At 54.3% G+C, this 19,804-nt stretch carries 21 protein-coding genes; 13 read left to right on the top strand and 8 right to left on the bottom strand.

Annotation, left to right across the window (positions count from 1 at the left end):
- Positions 1–89: 89 nt before the first annotated feature.
- Together ppiC (ENTMO_RS0101045) and ppiC (ENTMO_RS0101050) are read left to right on the top strand one after the other, a co-directional pair.
- A complete protein-coding gene (gene ppiC, locus ENTMO_RS0101045; protein ID WP_010426363.1) occupies positions 90–371 on the top strand; it encodes a peptidylprolyl isomerase PpiC in 282 nt (93 codons plus the stop codon).
- Positions 372–421: 50 nt separating this feature from the next.
- Positions 422–703 (top strand): peptidylprolyl isomerase PpiC, encoded by a 282-nt coding sequence (gene ppiC, locus ENTMO_RS0101050; RefSeq protein ID WP_010426364.1) that lies wholly within the window; start codon positions 422–424, stop codon positions 701–703.
- Positions 704–758: 55 nt separating this feature from the next.
- Here ppiC (ENTMO_RS0101050) and cysE read toward each other — a convergent pair whose 3' ends face one another.
- The 5 genes from cysE to ENTMO_RS0101075 form a co-directional block, all read right to left on the bottom strand.
- Positions 759–1,580, bottom strand: a complete 822-nt coding sequence (gene cysE, locus ENTMO_RS0101055; protein WP_010426365.1) for a serine O-acetyltransferase — start codon at positions 1,578–1,580, stop codon at positions 759–761.
- Between the two features lie 74 nt (positions 1,581–1,654).
- Complete coding sequence (gene gpsA / locus ENTMO_RS0101060; RefSeq protein WP_010426366.1) at positions 1,655–2,674, bottom strand: NAD(P)H-dependent glycerol-3-phosphate dehydrogenase; 1,020 nt, start codon at positions 2,672–2,674, stop codon at positions 1,655–1,657.
- Positions 2,674–3,141, bottom strand: coding sequence for a protein-export chaperone SecB (gene secB, locus ENTMO_RS0101065; RefSeq protein WP_003860835.1), 468 nt, complete (start codon positions 3,139–3,141; stop codon positions 2,674–2,676). The genes gpsA and secB overlap by 1 nt, the downstream gene beginning before the upstream one ends.
- Positions 3,142–3,173: 32 nt before the next feature.
- On the bottom strand, positions 3,174–3,425 hold the full coding sequence (gene grxC, locus ENTMO_RS0101070; RefSeq protein ID WP_010426371.1) for a glutaredoxin 3: 252 nt from the start codon (positions 3,423–3,425) through the stop codon (positions 3,174–3,176).
- An 11-nt stretch (positions 3,426–3,436) separates the two neighbouring features.
- Positions 3,437–3,868: a rhodanese-like domain-containing protein gene (locus ENTMO_RS0101075; RefSeq protein ID WP_010426372.1), complete on the bottom strand. Its 432-nt coding sequence runs from the start codon at positions 3,866–3,868 to the stop codon at positions 3,437–3,439.
- A gap of 248 nt (positions 3,869–4,116) precedes the next feature.
- Here ENTMO_RS0101075 and gpmM point away from each other — a divergent pair, with 248 nt between their 5' ends.
- From gpmM to ENTMO_RS0101100, 5 genes are read left to right on the top strand one after another with little or no spacing between them, the layout of a single operon-like run.
- Positions 4,117–5,661 (top strand): 2,3-bisphosphoglycerate-independent phosphoglycerate mutase, encoded by a 1,545-nt coding sequence (gene gpmM, locus ENTMO_RS0101080; protein WP_010426374.1) that lies wholly within the window; start codon positions 4,117–4,119, stop codon positions 5,659–5,661.
- A gap of 33 nt (positions 5,662–5,694) precedes the next feature.
- The gene (gene envC, locus ENTMO_RS0101085; protein WP_029484911.1) at positions 5,695–6,954 is read left to right on the top strand and encodes a murein hydrolase activator EnvC; all 1,260 of its coding nucleotides are present in this window, start codon (positions 5,695–5,697) and stop codon (positions 6,952–6,954) included.
- 3 nt (positions 6,955–6,957) lie between these two features.
- Positions 6,958–7,908 (top strand): divergent polysaccharide deacetylase family protein, encoded by a 951-nt coding sequence (locus ENTMO_RS0101090; RefSeq protein WP_029484912.1) that lies wholly within the window; start codon positions 6,958–6,960, stop codon positions 7,906–7,908.
- Positions 7,909–7,917: 9 nt separating this feature from the next.
- Positions 7,918–9,123: a glycosyltransferase gene (locus ENTMO_RS0101095; protein ID WP_010426380.1), complete on the top strand. Its 1,206-nt coding sequence runs from the start codon at positions 7,918–7,920 to the stop codon at positions 9,121–9,123.
- A gap of 15 nt (positions 9,124–9,138) precedes the next feature.
- The gene (locus tag ENTMO_RS0101100; RefSeq protein ID WP_010426382.1) at positions 9,139–10,053 is read left to right on the top strand and encodes a hypothetical protein; all 915 of its coding nucleotides are present in this window, start codon (positions 9,139–9,141) and stop codon (positions 10,051–10,053) included.
- A 27-nt stretch (positions 10,054–10,080) separates the two neighbouring features.
- Here the strand turns inward: ENTMO_RS0101100 and tdh are convergent, their stop codons facing one another.
- Complete coding sequence (tdh, locus tag ENTMO_RS0101105) at positions 10,081–11,109, bottom strand: L-threonine 3-dehydrogenase (protein WP_010426384.1); 1,029 nt, start codon at positions 11,107–11,109, stop codon at positions 10,081–10,083.
- Between the two features lie 9 nt (positions 11,110–11,118).
- The gene (gene kbl / locus ENTMO_RS0101110) at positions 11,119–12,315 is read right to left on the bottom strand and encodes a glycine C-acetyltransferase (RefSeq protein WP_010426385.1); all 1,197 of its coding nucleotides are present in this window, start codon (positions 12,313–12,315) and stop codon (positions 11,119–11,121) included.
- A 215-nt stretch (positions 12,316–12,530) separates the two neighbouring features.
- Here kbl and rfaD point away from each other — a divergent pair, with 215 nt between their 5' ends.
- Genes rfaD through ENTMO_RS0101140 form a run of 6 tightly spaced genes read left to right on the top strand, consistent with a single transcriptional unit; the run spans position 12,531 to position 18,725 of the window.
- Positions 12,531–13,463 (top strand): ADP-glyceromanno-heptose 6-epimerase, encoded by a 933-nt coding sequence (gene rfaD / locus ENTMO_RS0101115; protein WP_008502707.1) that lies wholly within the window; start codon positions 12,531–12,533, stop codon positions 13,461–13,463.
- 2 nt (positions 13,464–13,465) lie between these two features.
- Entirely contained in the window at positions 13,466–14,512 is a 1,047-nt protein-coding gene (gene rfaF, locus ENTMO_RS0101120; protein WP_010426390.1) for an ADP-heptose--LPS heptosyltransferase RfaF, read from the top strand.
- 3 nt (positions 14,513–14,515) lie between these two features.
- On the top strand, positions 14,516–15,499 hold the full coding sequence (gene rfaC, locus ENTMO_RS0101125) for a lipopolysaccharide heptosyltransferase RfaC (protein WP_010426391.1): 984 nt from the start codon (positions 14,516–14,518) through the stop codon (positions 15,497–15,499).
- 3 nt (positions 15,500–15,502) lie between these two features.
- Positions 15,503–16,612, top strand: coding sequence for a glycosyltransferase family 9 protein (locus ENTMO_RS0101130; RefSeq protein ID WP_010426393.1), 1,110 nt, complete (start codon positions 15,503–15,505; stop codon positions 16,610–16,612).
- Between the two features lie 5 nt (positions 16,613–16,617).
- Complete coding sequence (locus ENTMO_RS0101135; protein ID WP_010426396.1) at positions 16,618–17,526, top strand: glycosyltransferase family 2 protein; 909 nt, start codon at positions 16,618–16,620, stop codon at positions 17,524–17,526.
- Complete coding sequence (locus ENTMO_RS0101140) at positions 17,514–18,725, top strand: O-antigen ligase family protein (protein WP_010426398.1); 1,212 nt, start codon at positions 17,514–17,516, stop codon at positions 18,723–18,725. The genes ENTMO_RS0101135 and ENTMO_RS0101140 overlap by 13 nt, the downstream gene beginning before the upstream one ends.
- Before the next feature lie 23 nt (positions 18,726–18,748).
- Here the strand turns inward: ENTMO_RS0101140 and ENTMO_RS0101145 are convergent, their stop codons facing one another.
- Entirely contained in the window at positions 18,749–19,705 is a 957-nt protein-coding gene (locus ENTMO_RS0101145) for a polysaccharide deacetylase family protein (protein WP_010426399.1), read from the bottom strand.
- Positions 19,706–19,804 lie beyond the last annotated feature (99 nt).

Raw genomic sequence — 19,804 nt, forward strand, 5'->3', positions numbered from 1 at the left:
CGGGGTGGGGATTGTAGCAGAAAGCCGGGCGCAGATTTACCGGCTAATGATAAAGTGGCGAAAAGGCCATTAACCCGTAGAGCAGAACCATGAAAAAGTCCGCAGCAGCCCTGCACATCCTGGTAAAAGAAGAGAAACTGGCCCAGGAGATCCTGGCAAAACTGGAGCGTGGCATCAGCTTTGATCATCTGGCAAAGCGCTATTCTAAGTGCCCCTCCGGGCGAAATGGCGGCGATCTTGGGGAATTTCAGCAGGGTGGGATGGTGGGTCCATTCGATGAGGCGGTATTTAGCTGCCCGCTGCTGAAGCCCTACGGTCCGGTGAAAACCAAATTCGGCTACCATATCATTAAGGTGCTCTATCGCCGCTAACGCGTGGTATATTGCGCCCCGATTTATCTCAACCCATTCAAGGCACGATCATGGTAAAAACAGCAGCAGCACTGCATATCCTTGTTAAAGAAGAGAAACTGGCACAGGATCTCCTGGAACAGATTAAAAACGGCGCCGACTTCGGCAAGCTTGCGAAGAAGCACTCTATCTGTCCGTCAGGTAAACGTGGCGGTGACCTGGGTGAATTCCGCCAGGGCCAGATGGTTCCGGCATTCGATAAAGTGGTCTTCTCTTGCCCGGTACTGGAGCCAACCGGTCCCCTGCACACGCAGTTCGGATACCACATTATCAAAGTGTTATACCGCAACTAACAAAAAGCCCGGTGAGTCAATGCACCGGGCTTTTTTGTCAATGGCTGCCGACAGGCTAAATGCCGTCGCCATACTCGAACGTATGATGAATACCGTTGAAGTGCTGATCCATATCCATCGACGGTTTATCGCTATCCGGTTTACCGACAATGCGCGCCGGTACGCCAGCAGCGGTGGTGTGCGGCGGTACAGGCTGCAGCACAACTGAGCCCGCCCCTATTTTGGCCCCACGTCCCACTTCGATATTACCGAGGATCTTCGCTCCCGCGCCAATCATCACCCCTTCACGGATCTTCGGATGGCGATCGCCGCTGGTTTTACCGGTACCGCCCAGGGTAACCGACTGCAGGATAGAGACATCATCTTCAATCACCGCCGTTTCGCCGACAACAATGCCAGTGGCGTGGTCGAGCATGATGCCACGACCAATTTTCGCCGCAGGGTGAATGTCCACCTGGAAGGTCACAGAAACCTGATTTTGCAGGAAGATAGCCAGCGCGCGGCGGCCTTCATTCCATAACCAGTGTCCGATGCGATAAGCCTGAAGCGCGTGGAAGCCCTTCAGATACAGCAGCGGCGTGGAGTATTTATCGACCGCCGGGTCACGCGTGCGCACGGCCTGGATATCACAGGCGGCAGAGGCGATCATCTCCGGGTCAGCGGCATAGGCCTCTTCCACCACTTCACGAATAGCGATAGCAGGCATGATGGAGGAAGCCAGTTTATTGGCGAGCATATAGCTCAGGGCGCTGCCGAGGTCTTCGTGCTTGAGTAGCGTCGCGTGGTAGAAACTGGCCAGCATAGGCTCGCAGTCGGCCAAAGCCCGGGCTTCGGCTTTAATATTGTTCCAGACGATATCCAGTTCTTCACACGGCATTGCTTACTCCAGACGATAGTTAATGACCAGCCAGTTCTGCGCTGGCTGGGTCATTCAGGTGACAACGGTTCCGACTAGTTACTGCTGCGCTCGTCCTTGCGCGCACGACCTAATAAGGTCAATGCTGCCTCGCGCGCATTTTTTCCGCAATACAATACCTGATAAATTTCCTCGGTTATTGGCATTTCGACACCGAAACGGTGCGCCAACTCGCGGACTTCCTTTGTATTGCGGTAGCCTTCAACCACCTGACCAATCTTCTCCTGCGCACTTTTTACATCGCTGCCCTGACCGAGCATCATGCCGAAGCGACGGTTACGAGACTGGTTATCGGTACAGGTCAACACCAGGTCCCCCAGACCCGCCATGCCCATAAAGGTGGCGGGATCGGCACCCAGCGCTGCGCCCAGGCGCGACATCTCGGTCAGACCTCGGGTGATCAGCGCAGTACGTGCGTTCGCACCAAAACCGATACCGTCGGACATCCCGGCACCGATGGCAATCACGTTCTTCACCGCGCCGCCCAGCTGTACACCGATGAAATCGGGGTTACTGTAGACGCGGAAGCTCTTGCCGCAGTGCAGCAGCTGCTGGAGATCGTCAGAGAAAGCCTGGTCAGTGGATGCCAGTGAAATCGCTGTCGGCAGGCCAGCAGCAAGCTCTTTGGCAAACGTCGGTCCGGAAATCACCGCAAGCGGGATATCATCGCCCAGCGCTTCGCGGGCTACGTCCTGCAGCAGGCGTCCGGTTTCCGCTTCCAGCCCTTTTGTCGCCCAGACAATGCGTGCATCCGGGCGCATCAGCGGCTTGATCTGACGCAGTACTTCGCCAAACACATGGCTCGGCACCACAATCAGAATGTTGCGGCTGGCCGCCAGCGCGGTCGCGAGGTCGCTTTCCAGGTGAAGGGAGTCAGGGAACGGAACGTCCGGGAGAAACGCCACGTTGCAGCGGTCGCGCTGCAACGTCGCGATATGTTTGGGATCGTGGCCCCACAGGACCACGTCGTGACCATTTCTTGCCAGCGTGATGGCAAGAGCGGTGCCGTAAGAGCCGGCACCGATCACAATCATTGACGCATTAACAGTGCTCATCAGGCATCCTGATGTTGTTCGGCACCTTCGCCAGCCTGCTGCTGCAGATAGTTCATGAACAGCGCATCAAAGTTAACTGGCGCAAGGTTCAGTTGCGGGAATGTACCGCGAGAGACCAGGCTGGTGATGCATTCGCGAGCATACGGGAACAGGATGTTCGGGCAGTATGCACCCAGGCAATGTGCCATCTGGTTGCCTTCGATACCGCCAATGGAGAAGATGCCGCCCTGCTGTACTTCACACAGGAACGCCGTTTCTTCGCCCAGAGATGCGGTTACGGTCACACGCAGTACAACTTCATACACATCATCCGCCAGTTGGGTGGATGCGGTATCAAGATCAAGTTTAACCTCTGGCTGCCAATCTTTCTGGAAAACGTGTGGCGCATTTGGCGCTTCGAAAGAGACATCTTTGGTGTAGATGCGCTGGATCTGGAAAGTCATTTCAGTGTTGTTTTGTTCTGACATGGAAAAACCCTTTTTAATTGTCCTAAAGTCTCTTAGCTCAGCAGCGGATCGAGTCCACCACGGGCGTCGAGCGCATACAAGTCATCACAGCCACCAATGTGCTGCGCATCAATGAAAATCTGCGGAACCGTCGTGCGACCACTGCGTTGGATCATCTCTTCGCGTTTAATCGCGTCACCATCGATTGGCAGTTCCTGGAACGTTACGCCTTTGCTGTTCAGCAGTGCTTTCGCACGGTGGCAGAACGGGCAAGTTGCTTTGGTGTAGATCTCAATATTGGCCATCACTGAACTCCTTATTTACCGCGAACTAAAGGAAGATTTTCCCCGCTCCAGCCGGAAATACCTTCTTTCAGTACCGTTACGTTTTCGAAGCCTGCTTTATGCAGTGCGTTGGCAGATTCCTGCGCCTGCATGCCGGTGCCGTCAACAACGATGATCGGCTGGGCTTTATGTTTTTCCAGCTCACCAATGTTGTTCGCTTTGATTTCAGCAGGCAGCAGGTTAATAGAGCCTGCAATGTGACCTTTGCGGAAATCGTCGCGCTGACGCAAATCGACGACGACGGCGTCTTCTTTGTTGATCAGACGTGTCGCTTCACCGCGGGTGATCACCTTAATTTTAGACGTCAGTCCCTTAAAGGTGGTGAACAGCACAGCGACCAGCAGGCCAATCCACGCGATGCTCAGAACCGGGTGGCGGCTAACGAATTGCATAATTTCTTGCATGGGGGGTAACAACTCCCGACTAAGTGATTAAAAAAACCAGGACAGGAGTATACCTGTGCGTTGTGGCAAATACAGCCAGCGACAATAAGCTAATCGATTTTCTGCGGCATGCCACGAAAAAAAAGCCTCAAAATATCCGGGGAAGTGCCTTGCCCCTACGCATTCTTTGATCTTCTGCGGCTATTTGATCGATTCAGCTGTAGTAAAATTACGCAAATTTTTCGTCTCTTGAGCATGAGGTTGTCGCAATGTCGGTTTCTAAAAAACCTATGGTACCGGTGATTCTGGATGGCTATGGCTACCGTGAAGACAGCCAGGATAACGCTATTTTCAACGCCAAAACGCCGGTGATGGATGCACTGTGGGCGAAACGCCCTCATACCCTAATTGACGCGTCTGGCCTGGAAGTGGGCCTGCCGGACCGCCAGATGGGCAACTCCGAAGTCGGTCACGTTAACCTGGGCGCGGGTCGTATCGTGTATCAGGACCTGACGCGTCTGGACGTTGAAATCAAAGAACGCACCTTCTTCTCCAACCCAACGCTCGCAGGTGCGGTAGATAAAGCCGTTGCCGCAGGTAAAGCCGTGCACATTATGGGCCTGCTCTCTGCAGGCGGCGTGCACAGCCACGAAGATCACATCATGGCGATGGTTGAACTGGCCGCCGAGCGCGGTGCGGAAAAAATCTATCTGCACGCTTTCCTGGACGGCCGCGATACGCCGCCACGCAGCGCAAAAGGCTCTCTGCAAGCCTTCGAAGAGAAATTCGCCGCGCTGGGCAAAGGCCGCGTGGCGTCCATCATTGGTCGTTACTACGCGATGGACCGCGATAACCGCTGGGATCGCGTTGAACAGGCCTATGATCTGATGACCCAGGCAAAAGGTGAATTCCAGTTCGCGACCGCCGTTGAAGCACTGGAAGCCGCTTACGCACGCGATGAAAACGATGAATTCGTGAAAGCATCCGTCATTCGCGCCGAAGGCCAGGCTGATGCCGCCATGGAAGATGGCGACGCGCTGATCTTCATGAACTTCCGCGCTGACCGCGCGCGCGAAATCACCCGCGCATTCGTGAACAGCGACTTCGACGGTTTCGCCCGCAAGAAAGTGGTGAAACTGGACTTCATCCAGCTGACTGAATACGCCGCAGACATCAAAGCGCCTTGCGCTTATCCACCAGCATCACTGGCAAACACCTTCGGCGAGTGGATGGCGAAGAACGACAAAACGCAGCTGCGTATCTCTGAAACCGAAAAATACGCGCACGTCACATTCTTCTTTAACGGCGGCGTTGAAGAGCCGTTCAAAGGTGAAGACCGCATTCTGATCAACTCGCCGAAAGTCGCTACCTACGATCTGCAGCCAGAGATGAGCTCTGCCGAGCTGACTGAAAAACTGGTTGCGGCCATCGAAAGCGGTAAGTACGACACCATCATCTGTAACTACCCGAATGGTGACATGGTGGGCCACACCGGCGTGATGGAAGCAGCGGTTAAAGCAGTTGAAGCGCTGGACAACTGTGTCGAGCAGGTAGCAAAAGCCGTTGAATCTGTGGGCGGCCAGCTGCTGATCACCGCTGACCACGGTAACGCAGAGCAAATGCGCGACCCGGCGACCGGCCAGGCACACACCGCGCACACTAACCTGCCTGTTCCGCTGATTTATGTGGGTGATAAATCACTGAAAGCAGTGGAAGGCGGCAAGCTTTCCGACATCGCGCCAACCATGTTGACGCTGATGGGCATGCCGATCCCTGAAGAGATGACTGGTAAGCCGCTGTTCATCGTGGAATAATCGCTCCCCATGAGGGGAAAGGCGATTTTTTCAATCACATGGGTCGTGAAGCCGCTTAGGTTATCAGTCAGACCTCTGTTTTACGCCAGCGCACTCAGCGCTGGCGTATTGCTGTGCGCCGCATCCGCCCACGCGGATGACCGCGACCAGCTGAAATCCATTCAGGCCGATATCGCCGCCAAAGAGCGTGCGGTACGCCAGCAACAGCAACAGCGTTCCTCACTTCTTGCCCAGCTTAAGCAGCAGGAAGAGGCGATCTCCGCCGCCGCACGCAAACTCCGTGAAACGCAAAACACCCTCGCCCAGTTGAACAAACAGATCGATGAGATGAACGCGTCGATAGCCAAACTGGAACGCCAGCGTGATGCCCAGGAGCGCAATCTTGCCGCACAGCTTGACGCCGCGTTTCGTCAGGGTGAACACACCGGCCTTCAGCTGATCCTTAGCGGGGAAGAGAGCCAGCGCGGCCAGCGTCTGCAGGCCTACTTTGGCTACCTGAACCAGGCGCGTCAGGAGACGATCGCGCAGCTGAAGCAGACGCGCGAAGAGGTCACCACCCAGAAAGCCGAGCTGGAAGAGAAGCAGACCCAGCAGCAGACGTTACTCTACGATCAGCAGGCTCAGCAGGCGAAGCTGGAGCAGGCGCGCAACGAGCGTAAGAAAACCCTGTCCGGCCTTGAGTCTTCCATTCAGGAAGGCCAGAGCCAGCTGAGCGAAATGCGCGCTAACGAATCGAAACTGCGTAACAGCATTGCGCGAGCCGAAGCCGCGGCGAAAGCGCGCGCGGAAAAAGAGGCGCGCGAGGCGCAGGCCGTTCGCAACAAGCAGCAGGAAGCGTCCCGTAAAGGTACGACCTACAAACCAAGCGAAAGCGAACGCTCTCTGATGTCGCGCACCGGCGGTTTAGGCTCGCCTCGCGGCCAGGCTTACTGGCCGGTTCGCGGTTCCATTCTGCATCGCTATGGCGAACAGCTGCAGGGTGAACTACGTTGGAAAGGGATCGTTATCGGTGCGTCTGAAGGTAGCGAAGTGAAAGCCATCGCCGATGGCCGCGTGATCCTGGCCGACTGGCTGCAGGGTTACGGGCTGGTCGTGGTGGTCGAACACGGTAAAGGCGACATGAGCCTTTACGGCTACAACCAGAGCGCGCTGGTCAGCGTCGGCACTCAGGTGCGCGCAGGTCAACCCATCGCCCTTGTGGGCAGCAGTGGCGGTCAGGGCCGCCCGTCACTCTATTTCGAAATTCGTCGCCAGGGTCAGGCGGTCAATCCACAGCCGTGGTTGGGAAGATAAGTTTTGCTTCAATTTCGTCGAATGATTCTCTCCGTCGCCAGCGCACTGGCGCTGGCTGCACCGGTATACGCCGGCAAACTCGCTATTGTCATTGATGACTTCGGTTATCGTCCGCACTATGAAAATCAGGTGCTGGCGATGCCATCAGCGATCTCCGTTGCGGTCCTTCCTAATGCGCCTCACGCGCGGGAAATGGCGACCAAGGCCCATAACAGCGGTCATCAGGTCCTGATCCACCTGCCAATGGCACCACTTAGCAAACAGCCGCTGGAAAAAGACACGCTTCGTCCGGACATGAGCAGCGATGAGATCGACCGCATCATCCGCGACGCCTACAATAAAGTGCCGTATGCCGTCGGCCTGAATAACCACATGGGCAGCGCGATGACGTCCAGCCTGTACGGAATGCTGAAAGTGATGCAGTCGCTGGAGCGCTACAACCTCTATTTCCTCGACAGCATGACCATCGGCAACAGCCAGGCCCTGCGAGCCTCTCAGGGAACCGGCGTGAAGGTGATCAAGCGCAAGGTGTTCCTGGATGACACGCAAAATGAAGCGGATATTCGGGTGCAGTTTAATCGTGCTGTACAGCTAGCCCGCCGCAACGGCTCAGCCATTGCCATCGGCCATCCGCATCCTTCAACGGTGCGCGTGCTGCAACAGATGCTGCCGACCTTACCTTCTGATATCACGCTGGTGCGGCCGAGCGATCTACTCAATGAACCGCAAGTGGATACGTCTCGTCCTGGCAGCGCACAGCCGCCAGCAACGCAGCCGCGTAATCCGTTCAGCGGCGTAAAAAACTGCAAGCCAAAACGGCCGCTTGAACCGGTGCATGCAACCCGCTTCTTCACAGTAATTAGCGAAAGCGTGAGCCAGAGTACGCTGGTGCAATATTTCCAGCATCAGTGGCAAGGTTGGGGTAAAAAGCCCTTCCCCGCGACAGGTGACTAAGGTAGAAAGATGCCGCAACGACACAAAATCCTGCTCCTCGATACCGGTAAAGAATGGGGAGGAGGCACCAACAGCATGCTCGAACTTCTGAAGCGCATTAATCGCGAGAAGTTTGATATCACCTGTTGTTTTTACTCCGACTACAGCCGAGCAGAAGGGCAAACCATCGGTCAGGTGTTGAATGGCATTGGCATCCCGTTAATTGTCATCCCTCAGCATAAGCAGCCCGCGTGGGCGAAGATTGCAAAAGAACTGGGTCGCAGCCTGCTTTTCTTCTCGCGCAGCGGCCGCAAGGCCGTCACGCGCCATATTGATACGCTCTGGCGTATTCGCCCCAACGTCAGCAAAATCGAGACGATTTTCAGGGAAGGCGGTTTCGATACGCTGTACATGAACAACCAGCCAGGTTCTAACGAAGAGGGTTACCTGGCGGGAGCTAAACTGCGTGCGCGGATCATCCAGCACTGCCGCATTGAACCGGTGCTGACGCCGCCGCTGGTAAAGCTGGTGAATGCCCATGCCACAAAAATCATCGCCGTCTCGCACGGCGTAGAGCGCGTGTTACTTCAGCATGGCGTCCGGCCTGAGCTGTGCACAACGGTCAACAATGCCATCGACATCCACCAGCCTTTACCGGATCGACACGCCATGCGTCGTCGCCTGAACATTGATGACGATACGTTTGTCTTTGGCAGCATTGGATCGTTAATTCCTCGCAAAGCCAACCACCACACGCTGGCGGCGCTGGCACAGTTCAGCCGCAGGGAACCCGACGCAAAATGGAAGATGGTGCTGGTGGGTGAAGGTGCGGAGCGTGCCGCATTAACCGCGCAAGCCAAAGAATTGGGCATTGAGAACAACGTGATTTTCACGGGCTTCCAGAATACGCCATTTGACTACCTTGCCACGTTTGACGCGTTTATACTCGCCTCAAAAAGCGAAGGGCTGCCTCGCGTAGTGCTGGAAGCGATGCTGCTTAAAATCCCTGTTATTGGCTCTCAGGTGACGGGTACGGCTGAATTGATTGATCATGAGTCAACGGGGCTGCTCTTCCCCTGGAGCGATGTTTCACAGCTTGCTCAGCATCTGAATAATATCTGGGCGAATGCAGACCTGCGGGCTCGACTGGCTGCGGCTGCATACCAGAACGTCTGCCATACCTACGCTATCGAAAACTATGTCAGCGGTGTCGAAGCCGTTCTTGGCGCGCACTAACCAAACGAGAAGAACATGTTTAAATTCCTGAATGCTCGCTACCGCCACATCACCGGGCGACATAACATTCCGTACGCTTCCCTTCCGGTCACGCGCGATCTCGTTGCGGTGGATTCCATCGTGATCCCGTGTACGGGCGCAGATTTCGTCGAAGAAGCGTTATTGTCAGCGACGTTTGCAGAACGTTACGCCACTGCCGTCAGCGAGATCGTCATCGTCAGCGATCAGCCTGAATCCGCCTTCGGGGTACTGCCGCCGAAAACCCGCGTAGTGACGCTGAATCTTCCGGTTCGTGAGGAAGGATACCGCTATAAGCAGATCTACCTCAGCCGTCTGGTGAAGCTTAACGCCCCGCTGCAGGCGCGCGGTGAAGGCGTATTGATGATCGACTCCGATCTCAACCTGCTCAAGATGCCCGAGATCAACATGGCCGACATGCACATCTACTCCAGCTTCCGTCAGGGCAAAATGATTGCCAAGCTGGACGGCGCGCCAGCGGAGAAAGTGCCGGCGTATTACAAGGAGACGGTGCGTCCGTATCTGGTCGATCACGTTAACGGCGCGTTTCTTGCGGCAACCAAAAAAACCTGGCGCCGCATCTGCCCGCTGTGGCTGACGCTGTTCCAGGATACCTGGGAGCTGATGGACGACACGCAGCCGCCGACCGATCAGCTACCGCTCGCTGCGCTGCTGGACATGCTGGATTTAAAAACGGTTAACCTGGGTGACTGGATGAACTGGCCGGTCTCCAAGAAGATCGGTGGTCAGGAAGCCGTTGTACCGAAAGAGGTGATTGGCGCGCACGGCGGTTTCCCTCTCTCCGAATGGCAGAAGTATCTTGAATCGCCGGATAACGCGCTGCTGTTCAAAGGTCAGGACTACACCCGCAAGGTGCGTTACCTGACGGACGAAGAGAAAAAAAATCAGTGAAAAAAGGGGCCGCAGGCCCCTTTTGGATTACTTATCCCAGCTCAGGAGCACTTTCCCTGACTGGCCGGAACGCATCGCGTCGAAGCCCTGCTGGAACTCATCGATGGAGAAACGGTGAGTAATAATCGGGGACAGATCCAGACCGGACTGTATCAGCGCCGCCATCTTGTACCAGGTCTCGAACATCTCGCGGCCATAGATACCCTTGATGAACAGCCCCTTGAAGATGACTTTGTTCCAGTCGATGGACATATCTGACGGCGGAATACCCAGCATCGCGATACGGCCACCGTGGTTCATGGTGTCGAGCATGGTGCGGAACGCCGGTGGCGCGCCGGACATCTCCAGACCCACATCAAAGCCTTCGGTCATGCCCAACTCTTCCATCACGTCGGTCAGGCTCTCTTTCGAGACATCCACCGCGCGGGTAACGCCCATCTTACGCGCCAGCGACAGACGGTATTCGTTCACGTCGGTGATCACCACGTTGCGGGCCCCCACGTGCTTCGCTACGGCTGCCGCCATAATGCCGATGGGACCCGCGCCGGAGACCAGCACGTCTTCACCCACCAGGTCGAAGGAGAGCGCCGTGTGTACCGCGTTGCCGAACGGGTCGAAGATGGAGGCAAGATCGTCAGAGATATTGTCCGGGATTTTGAACGCGTTAAACGCCGGGATCACCAGATATTCCGCGAAGCAGCCCGGACGGTTGACGCCCACGCCGACGGTGTTGCGGCACAGGTGCGTACGTCCGCCGCGGCAGTTACGGCAGTGGCCGCAGGTAATGTGGCCTTCGCCAGAAACGCGATCGCCAATTTTGAAGCCTTTCACTTCCTGGCCGATACCGACCACTTCGCCGACGTATTCGTGACCGACAACCATCGGTACCGGAATGGTTTTCTGCGACCACTGGTCCCAGTTGTAGATGTGAACGTCAGTGCCGCAGATGGCTGTTTTACGAATTTTGATCAGCAGATCGTTATGACCGACTTCCGGCTCCGGCACGTCGGTCATCCAAATCCCTTCTTCCGCTTTCAGTTTGGATAACGCTTTCATCACACGTCCTCAGGCAATTACGCCCAGCTGTTTGCCGATGCGGGTAAAGGCTTCCACCGCACGCTCAATTTGTTCAGGCGAATGCGCCGCAGACATCTGGGTGCGGATACGCGCCTGACCTTTTGGCACCACCGGGAAGAAGAACCCGGTGACGTAAATCCCTTCTTTCTGCAGCTCGCGGGCAAACTTCTGCGCAACGACCGCATCGCCCAGCATGACCGGAATGATCGCGTGGTCAGCACCGGCCAGGGTGAAGCCTGCGGCGCTCATTTTTTCACGGAACAGACGGGCGTTGGACCACAGGCGGTCGCGCAGCTCAGCGCCGGACTCCACCATCTCCAGCACTTTGATGGAGGCAGAAACAATCGCCGGTGCCAGGGAGTTGGAGAACAGATACGGGCGAGAGCGCTGGCGCAGCCACTCCACCACCTCTTTGCGCGCGGCGGTGTAGCCGCCAGATGCGCCGCCGAGCGCTTTGCCCAACGTACCGGTGATGATGTCCACGCGGCCCATCACGTCGCAGTATTCGTGCGAGCCGCGGCCGTTTTCGCCGACAAAGCCGACCGCGTGAGAGTCATCGACCATCACCAGCGCGTCGTATTTATCCGCCAGGTCGCACACGCCCTTCAGGTTAGCGATCACGCCGTCCATGGAGAACACGCCGTCGGTGGCGATCAGTACGTGGCGAGCCCCCGCTTCACGAGCCTCTTTCAGGCGTGCTTCCAGCTCAACCATGTCGTTGTTGGCGTACCGGAAACGCTTCGCTTTACACAGGCGTACGCCGTCGATGATGGAGGCGTGGTTCAGGGCGTCGGAGATAATCGCATCTTCTGCGCCAAGCAGGGTCTCAAACAGACCGCCGTTAGCGTCGAAGCAGGAGGAGTACAGAATCGCGTCTTCCATTCCGAGGAAGCTCGCCAGCTTTTGCTCAAGCTGCTTATGGCTGTCCTGCGTACCGCAGATAAAGCGTACGGAGGCCATGCCGAAACCGTGGGTGTCCATGCCGTTTTTTGCAGCGGCAATCAGCTCAGGGTGATTCGCAAGACCCAGGTAGTTGTTCGCACAAAAGTTGATCACATGGCTGCCGTCGGCAACGGTGATGTCCGCCTGCTGAGCAGACGTGATAATACGCTCTTCCTTGAACAACCCTTCCGCACGTGCGGTGTCGAGGTCGCTGTTTAACTGTTTGTAAAAATCACCACGCATTGCAATTCTCCAGACTCGGCAAATTTCGGCACATATTACCCAAACCTATAGTTCATGACGAGATGACGCAGTATCTCTTCTCGTTTTTGCAGCATAAATCACGTGTAACCCTGCTGCATATCGGTGAATGGCTGAAGGGTCGCCATACTAATGATATGATATGAATATTAGCGTCCGGGATTGTCCCCGGGCTCCACACTTCAAAGGTTACAGTTATGATCATCGTTACCGGCGGCGCGGGCTTTATCGGCAGCAATATTGTTAAGGCCCTCAATGACAAAGGCATCACCGACATCCTGGTGGTGGACAACCTGAAAGACGGCACTAAGTTTGTAAACCTGGTGGATCTGAACATCGCTGACTACATGGATAAAGAAGACTTCCTTATCCAGATTATGGCGGGTGAAGAGTTCGGCGAGATCGAAGCCATCTTCCACGAAGGTGCGTGCTCCTCCACCACCGAGTGGGACGGCAAGTACATGATGGACAACAACTATCAGTACTCCAAAGAGATCCTGCACTACTGCCTGGAGCGTGAAATTCCGTTCCTGTATGCCTCTTCCGCGGCAACCTACGGCGGCCGCACCTCTGACTTCATCGAATCGCGCGAGTACGAGCAGCCGCTGAACGTCTACGGTTACTCTAAGTTCCTGTTCGACGAATACGTGCGTCAGGTTCTGCCAGAAGCGAACTCGCAGATCGTCGGCTTCCGCTACTTCAACGTTTACGGGCCGCGCGAAGGCCACAAAGGCAGCATGGCAAGCGTGGCGTTCCACCTGAACACCCAGTTGAATAACGGCGAAAGTCCAAAACTGTTTGAAGGCAGCGACGGCTTCAAGCGTGACTTCGTCTACGTAGGCGACGTTGCAGCCGTAAACCTGTGGTTCTGGGAAAACGGCGTGTCCGGTATCTTCAACCTGGGCACCGGCCGCGCGGAATCCTTCCAGGCGGTGGCAGACGCGACGCTGGCGTACCACAAGAAAGGCAGCATTGAGTACATTCCGTTCCCGGATAAGCTGAAAGGCCGTTATCAGGCGTTCACGCAGGCGGATCTGACCAACCTGCGCGCCGCAGGCTACGACAAGCCGTTCAAGACCGTTGCCGAAGGCGTAACGGAATATATGGCCTGGCTGAACCGCGACGCATAAGTATGAAGATTCTGGTGATCGGCCCGTCATGGGTGGGCGACATGATGATGTCGCAAAGTCTCTATCGCACGCTCAAGGCGCGTTATCCCCAGGCGATAATCGACGTGATGGCACCCGCATGGTGCCGTCCGCTGTTGTCGCGTATGCCGGAAGTGAACGAGGCGATCCCGATGCCACTCGGCCACGGGGCGCTGGAAATCGGTGAACGCCGCAAGCTCGGCCACAGCCTTCGAGAGAAGCGCTATGACCGCGCGTTCGTGCTGCCAAACTCCTTTAAGTCCGCCCTCGTGCCTTTCTTTGCGGGCATTCCGCACCGTACCGGCTGGCGCGGTGAAATGCGCTATGGCCTGCTGAACGACGCGCGGGTGCTGGATAAAGAGGCCTGGCCGCTGATGGTGGAGCGCTACGTGGCGCTGGCCTACGACAAAGGGGTGATGCGCAGCGCGAAAGACCTGCCGCAGCCGCTGCTCTGGCCACAGCTTCAGGTTAACGACGGGGAAAAATCCCACACCTGCAATGCGTTTGGACTTTCATCCGAACGCCCGATGATTGGCTTCTGCCCCGGTGCAGAGTTCGGTCCGGCGAAACGCTGGCCGCACTATCACTACGCCGAACTGGCGAAACAGCTGATCGACGAAGGCTACCAGATTGTGCTGTTTGGCTCGGCGAAAGATCACGAGGCGGGTAACGAAATTCTCGCCACGCTGAGCAACGAGCAGCAGGCCTGGTGCCGCAATCTGGCCGGCGAAACGCAGCTTGAGCAGGCGGTTATTTTGATCGCCGCCTGTAAGGCCGTGGTCAGCAACGACTCTGGCCTGATGCACGTGGCCGCCGCGCTGGACCGCCCGCTGGTGGCGCTATATGGCCCAAGCAGCCCAGACTTCACGCCGCCGCTGTCGCATAAAGCGCGCGTCATTCGTCTCATCACCGGCTACCACAAGGTGCGTAAAGGTGATGCTGCTGAGGGTTATCATCAGAGCCTGATCGACATTACGCCAGAGCGCGTCCTTGAGGAACTCAACGCCCTGCTGTTGAGCGAAGAAGGATAACGAATGCGGGTATTGATCGTTAAAACGTCTTCAATGGGTGATGTTCTGCATACGCTGCCGTCGCTGACGGACGCCACGCGGGCCATTCCCGGCATTCGTTTCGACTGGGTGGTGGAAGAAGGCTTCGCGCAGATCCCCACCTGGCATGAAGCGGTTGATCGCGTGATCCCGGTGGCGATTCGCCGCTGGCGCAAAGCGTGGTTCTCCGCCCCCATTAAAGCCGAGCGCAAAGCCTTTCGCGATGCGGTGCAGGCTCAGCGTTACGATGCCATCATCGACGCGCAGGGACTGGTCAAAAGCGCCGCGCTGGTGACGCGTCTGGCGCACGGCGTAAAGCACGGTATGGACTGGCACACCGCCCGCGAACCGCTGGCAAGCCTGTTCTATAACCGTCGCCACCACATTGCAAAACAGCAGCACGCCGTCGAACGCACCCGGGAGCTGTTCGCGAAAAGCCTCGGCTATGCGAAACCCGACACTCAGGGCGATTACGCCATTGCGCAGCATTTTTTGCGCAATACAGACCCCTACACTCAGCCTTATCTTGTCTTCCTGCATGCCACAACGCGCGACGATAAGCACTGGCCGGAAACGCACTGGCGAAGGCTGATTGAACTAATGCAACCTTACGGTATCCATATTAAACTCCCGTGGGGCGCTGAACATGAACGACAGCGTGCGGAGCGTCTGGCCGCAGGATTTTCGCATGTTGAGGTTTTGCCTAAACTCACGCTGGCACAGGTTGCTGCGCAGTTAGCGGGAGCGAATGCTGTCGTTTCCGTTGATACGGGATTAAGCCATTTAACCGCTGCGCTGGATCGTCCAAATCTGACGATTTTTGGCCCGACCGATCCGGGTTTGATTGGGGGTTACGGTAAAAACCAGCATCAGATGGTCAGCCCGACTCAGCAAACAAAGGATATTAGCGCAGATGCGCTTTTTCCATTTTTACAGGGCAGCCACTGGCTTTCCAACAGGGATATTTAACCCATGAGTTATGTATTTCTGCTGATTTTACTCTTTCCGGTGAAGCTCATCCGGAAGCTGTTTCGCAAGGACACAGGTAAAAACCTTGTCATTCAAACAGCCAAAATCGGTGACTTTGTTAATGCTACGCCCCTCCTGGCGTACCTGCAAAAAAGCGATGTGCTTATCAGTCGCAGCGTGGGTGCGCTGGCGAAGCATGATGACACTATCGAGCAGATTTATTTTATCGAGCAGCATAAGCGCAATCTGTGGCGCAAGCTCTGCTTTGCCTGCAGGATTATGAATCGCTATGACAACGTGTATCTCCTGCAACCCAACAGCGTGAACCTCTTTTTCGCCTCCGTCTGTAATGCAAAAAACAAACAATTTTTAAGCACTTATACGCGCAGATGGTATCACGGCATTTTCTATACCACGGCTGACGGTACCGTTGAGCATGGTAAACAAACGTTATCGGTCACAAACTATCTGAAGCTGGCGGACCGCTCGCTGACGTGGCAAGACTCCCCAAAGCACGCTACAAAGCCACTCTTCAAACCAGAGACATGGCCAGCGGTGCTCGATAAACCTGGCGTTATCCGTATCGGCATCAGTATCGCCGCCGGGAATAAAGCGAAAACCGTTCCGCCCATTATCTGGAAGCGAATTGTTGAGCATCTCGCTGACCTGCCCTGCGAGTTTTATGTATTTGGTGCGCCCAATGAGCAGCCGTGGATGGATGATATCACCCGTGCTTATGGTGAAATGCCCAATTTCACCAACCTCATCGGGCAAATTTCCCTTGAAGAGCTTCCCTGGGCGATTTCAAAGATGGATTGTTATATCGCATCGGATTCGGGGAACGTTTATATTGCCGACGCGGTAGGTGTGCCGGTGGTGTTGCTGTTTGGACCATGCTGCCACCATGAACAGCGTCCGCTTGGCAATGTGTTGTTGATTGGTAATGACGACAACATTTGTTCTTATGTGTTTGAAACACGTTATTATTTTTCACAAGAACGCGAAGCATTATTCGCGGTAACAGAAGACGCGCTACGCGAGCTTAAACATTTTATCTGCGAGTTACCTAACGTTGATCCCATCGTCTGTAATATTGATGCGCAAGGAAACTAATTTCTATGGCTTTTCTTAGCGTCATTATTGCCGCACATAACGCCGAAGATACGCTTCATGCTACGTTAGAAAGCCTGCACGCCGCGATGGATAATGCGGGAGATGCTGTTGAAGTCATTATCTTTAATGACAGTTCCGATGATGCCACACAGGATATTATCGAAAAATGGTTGCCTGCGTTCCCACACGCGCAATCCCGGTACGTTGAGTACCGTAACGTCGGTCATGTTCGGAACAGTGCAGTGTCTCTGGCATCAGGCGATTACATCACGATGCTGGATAGTGATGATCGACTGAAGCCTTGCAGCCTCAGGGACGCAGTGGCTTTTTTGAAAGCACAGCGTCCAGATATGCTACTGACGCGCTTGCTGGAAACTCGTGATATCAGAAAAATCACCGCATTCTGGCAGGGCTTTACGCCCGTCTCTTTTTCACAGAATGAGGCGATAAAGCGTTTCTTGCAGCATAAAGAGTTTCAGGCACATCTCATCGGTCAATTTTTTCATCGGAAGTTGTACGAGAGCAACCCTATTCCCTCGATGGTCTGTTACGAAGACTTTGCGGTATTTCCTGCCATGCTCATGCAGGCAGAAAAAATCTGCTATCAACGCCAGGGCCATTACTATTACATCAAACGTAGCGAAAGTTTGTCGAGTCGTCTCGACGCCAGTAAAATCACTACACTTGTTGAATGTACATTAAAGATGGAAAAAACGTTTCCGCAAGCGTTTAAAAATCTGATTAATTGTCACTGGTTTGATATCTACAGTAACCATCGGCAACACCTTACCGATCAACAGCTCAAATTCGTTAAATCACGGGTAAATGCGCTTTATTCGCTATCATTTTTCTTATCCAGCGATGTTCGTTTTAGCTATAAAAAAAGGGTTATTGAGGCATTATGGAAAAAGTAAAATTGCGTCTTTATCAACTGACGCTAATTCTGAGCCTTATCTCGCTTGCATTGACCTTGATCAGTTCAGGTAAGCAGCGAGAGTTTTTCTATATCGCGATATATGCCAGCATTATCGGATTAGCGCTCGAATATAAAAAAATCACACTGCGCCCCTTTTCAATAGCACTGCCCATTTTGTTGATTGGGTTACTTAATTTTACCTGGTACATGGTTTATGAATACCATAGTGAAGGTTTGAACGCTTACAGCGATTATCTCGGTTCAAGTAAGAAGCTGATACTCGCAAGTTTCTTGGTTTTTTATCTTGACCGGTTCAAGTTCTACGTTGATAAGACCTCCTTCCAGAAGTATTTCCTCTATGCCACAGGCGCAGGGTTTGCTCTCGCTACTGGTTATGGCTTATGGCAAGCAACGCAGGGTATGACTCGTGTTGAGATGGCTATCAACCGTGCGACGGTATCAGCCTATGTCTACTCAGTATTGTCTCTGGCTTTCGTATACAGTCTCTACCTTCAGAAAAACGTAAAACTGTATGTTGCTGCGGGCCTTACTATCTTACTTTCTTACTTCGTCATTCTTCTGACTGGGACACGTGCCGCAATGGGCCTGTATTTACTTTTGGCCATCGTGCTTACGCTTTACCACTTCAGACGAATTCATCTTAAATCGACGCTGATCTTTTTATGCATTGTGGCTGGCATTGTCATCGTATGCTACAAGCCTTTAATTGCTCCTAAGATTGCCCAAACTCAGACCGAAGTTGAGAAATATCAGCAAGGAATCGACCGTACTTCACTCGGTGCACGTTTTTCAATGTGGAGTGTGGGTATACAGAATGGCCTGGCACATCCATTAGGGCAGTCAGTTGAAGATCGTCAAATATGGACGCAGAATTATATAAAAAATGGTCATCCATATCTTGTCGGGGCATTGGATTTTATTAAGGTACATTTACACAACGAATTTATTGAGAAATATTCGCTGCAGGGTATCCCTGGGCTGGTGATATTATTCTTTTTCTTTGCGTCGATGATCGCTTACGCGCTTAAAAATAACAATGGCCTGTTGCTAACGACCATGCTCCTGCTTTTACTGTATGGCCTGACCGACGTTATATTGTTGAGCTCAGAAGCCTTGATCTTCTTTGTTACCCTGTTTGCCTTGAGTACACCCTTTTCGCAAACCAGACAACGCTGATGACAATGCCCGCTGCGCGGGCATTAATTTTTTTTGTACTGATAAAACTCCGCCAGCGTCATCCCTACGGTTTTATCTGACAACCACGTAAACAGCGCTTCCAGATCGCGATACAAGCCCTCAATCGCCGCTTCATCCTTAAACGTGGGGCTCCCGCCAGGCATAAACTCAGATGAATGAAGCATAAACTCCACGTAATCATTCCCCTGCGATAAGCACTGTTGCGCGACCTGAATCATCTGCGCGGAGTTCCCACCAGACGGTCGTAGCCAGTTCACGGACGGTGAGCGATATTTACCGCGAATACGATCGTAGCCCTGCTTGACGGCATTCAACCAGGCCGGGTGTTTATACTGAATACTCATCGGGACTTCGAGTAGCGGGCTATTACCCGCCCGGGAAATATCATCCGTGTCCATGAAGTAGGCATGGTCAGGGAAATGCTGATAATTCGTTCCGCCACTCCCCTGCGGGGCACCTTTCGCGTTGCGCCAGTTCACGCGCGGCGTAACGGAACAATCAACCTGATAGCCCAGTTCAATAAGCAATTTGGCATAGCGGCTGTCAAAGGCCCAGCGCCCGGCACGATGGCTCAGCATTTTGGTCTGGAAGGTCTCTTCCAGCAGGCGGGTCATGAAGAGCACTTTTTCGCGCATCATCTCGTCTGAAAACTCAATCAGATACGGCTGCCAGCGCCAGTCATCACCCGTGAGATCGTGCTCCGGCGGGCTATTCCAGGCATGCAGGTGCATACCCACTTCCCCCTGACCGCGAGCAATAACGTCCCTTGCGAATTCAATGAAAACGGGCTCGATTGCCATCTCATAGTTTGTCAGCCAGACGGGCTTAAAACCAAAACGTTCGCAAAGCGCCTGAAAGCGCGCCAGGTAGCGTGCGTTTTCCGTTTTGATCACCCGATGGTTTTGCCAGAGATTATCGCCTTCGGTATCGATCGTGATGATAAACGCTGGTTTTTTCATAATGAGTCCATGAGACAAAGTAGTTAGCGCTATGTTACGCACGCCTCAAAGCAGGAGTAAACCCTTCCAGGGAAATTCCTGACATTGTGGAGAAAGAGT

Source organism: Enterobacter mori LMG 25706, from assembly GCF_000211415.1.
Taxonomy (GTDB): Bacteria; Pseudomonadota; Gammaproteobacteria; order Enterobacterales; family Enterobacteriaceae; genus Enterobacter; species Enterobacter mori.

What these genes read in the sequence shown, in the direction of transcription:
- ppiC (WP_010426363.1), top strand. Translation starts at nt 90, where the DNA reads ATGAAAAAGTCCGCAGCAGCCCTGCACATCCTGGTAAAAGAAGAGAAA.
- ppiC (WP_010426364.1), top strand. Translation starts at nt 422, where the DNA reads ATGGTAAAAACAGCAGCAGCACTGCATATCCTTGTTAAAGAAGAGAAA.
- cysE (WP_010426365.1), bottom strand. Translation starts at nt 1,580, where the DNA reads ATGCCGTGTGAAGAACTGGATATCGTCTGGAACAATATTAAAGCCGAA.
- gpsA (WP_010426366.1), bottom strand. Translation starts at nt 2,674, where the DNA reads ATGAGCACTGTTAATGCGTCAATGATTGTGATCGGTGCCGGCTCTTAC.
- secB (WP_003860835.1), bottom strand. Translation starts at nt 3,141, where the DNA reads ATGTCAGAACAAAACAACACTGAAATGACTTTCCAGATCCAGCGCATC.
- grxC (WP_010426371.1), bottom strand. Translation starts at nt 3,425, where the DNA reads ATGGCCAATATTGAGATCTACACCAAAGCAACTTGCCCGTTCTGCCAC.
- ENTMO_RS0101075 (WP_010426372.1), bottom strand. Translation starts at nt 3,868, where the DNA reads ATGCAAGAAATTATGCAATTCGTTAGCCGCCACCCGGTTCTGAGCATC.
- gpmM (WP_010426374.1), top strand. Translation starts at nt 4,117, where the DNA reads ATGTCGGTTTCTAAAAAACCTATGGTACCGGTGATTCTGGATGGCTAT.
- ENTMO_RS0101095 (WP_010426380.1), top strand. Translation starts at nt 7,918, where the DNA reads ATGCCGCAACGACACAAAATCCTGCTCCTCGATACCGGTAAAGAATGG.
- ENTMO_RS0101100 (WP_010426382.1), top strand. Translation starts at nt 9,139, where the DNA reads ATGTTTAAATTCCTGAATGCTCGCTACCGCCACATCACCGGGCGACAT.
- tdh (WP_010426384.1), bottom strand. Translation starts at nt 11,109, where the DNA reads ATGAAAGCGTTATCCAAACTGAAAGCGGAAGAAGGGATTTGGATGACC.
- kbl (WP_010426385.1), bottom strand. Translation starts at nt 12,315, where the DNA reads ATGCGTGGTGATTTTTACAAACAGTTAAACAGCGACCTCGACACCGCA.
- rfaD (WP_008502707.1), top strand. Translation starts at nt 12,531, where the DNA reads ATGATCATCGTTACCGGCGGCGCGGGCTTTATCGGCAGCAATATTGTT.
- rfaF (WP_010426390.1), top strand. Translation starts at nt 13,466, where the DNA reads ATGAAGATTCTGGTGATCGGCCCGTCATGGGTGGGCGACATGATGATG.
- rfaC (WP_010426391.1), top strand. Translation starts at nt 14,516, where the DNA reads ATGCGGGTATTGATCGTTAAAACGTCTTCAATGGGTGATGTTCTGCAT.
- ENTMO_RS0101130 (WP_010426393.1), top strand. Translation starts at nt 15,503, where the DNA reads ATGAGTTATGTATTTCTGCTGATTTTACTCTTTCCGGTGAAGCTCATC.
- ENTMO_RS0101135 (WP_010426396.1), top strand. Translation starts at nt 16,618, where the DNA reads ATGGCTTTTCTTAGCGTCATTATTGCCGCACATAACGCCGAAGATACG.
- ENTMO_RS0101140 (WP_010426398.1), top strand. Translation starts at nt 17,514, where the DNA reads ATGGAAAAAGTAAAATTGCGTCTTTATCAACTGACGCTAATTCTGAGC.
- ENTMO_RS0101145 (WP_010426399.1), bottom strand. Translation starts at nt 19,705, where the DNA reads ATGAAAAAACCAGCGTTTATCATCACGATCGATACCGAAGGCGATAAT.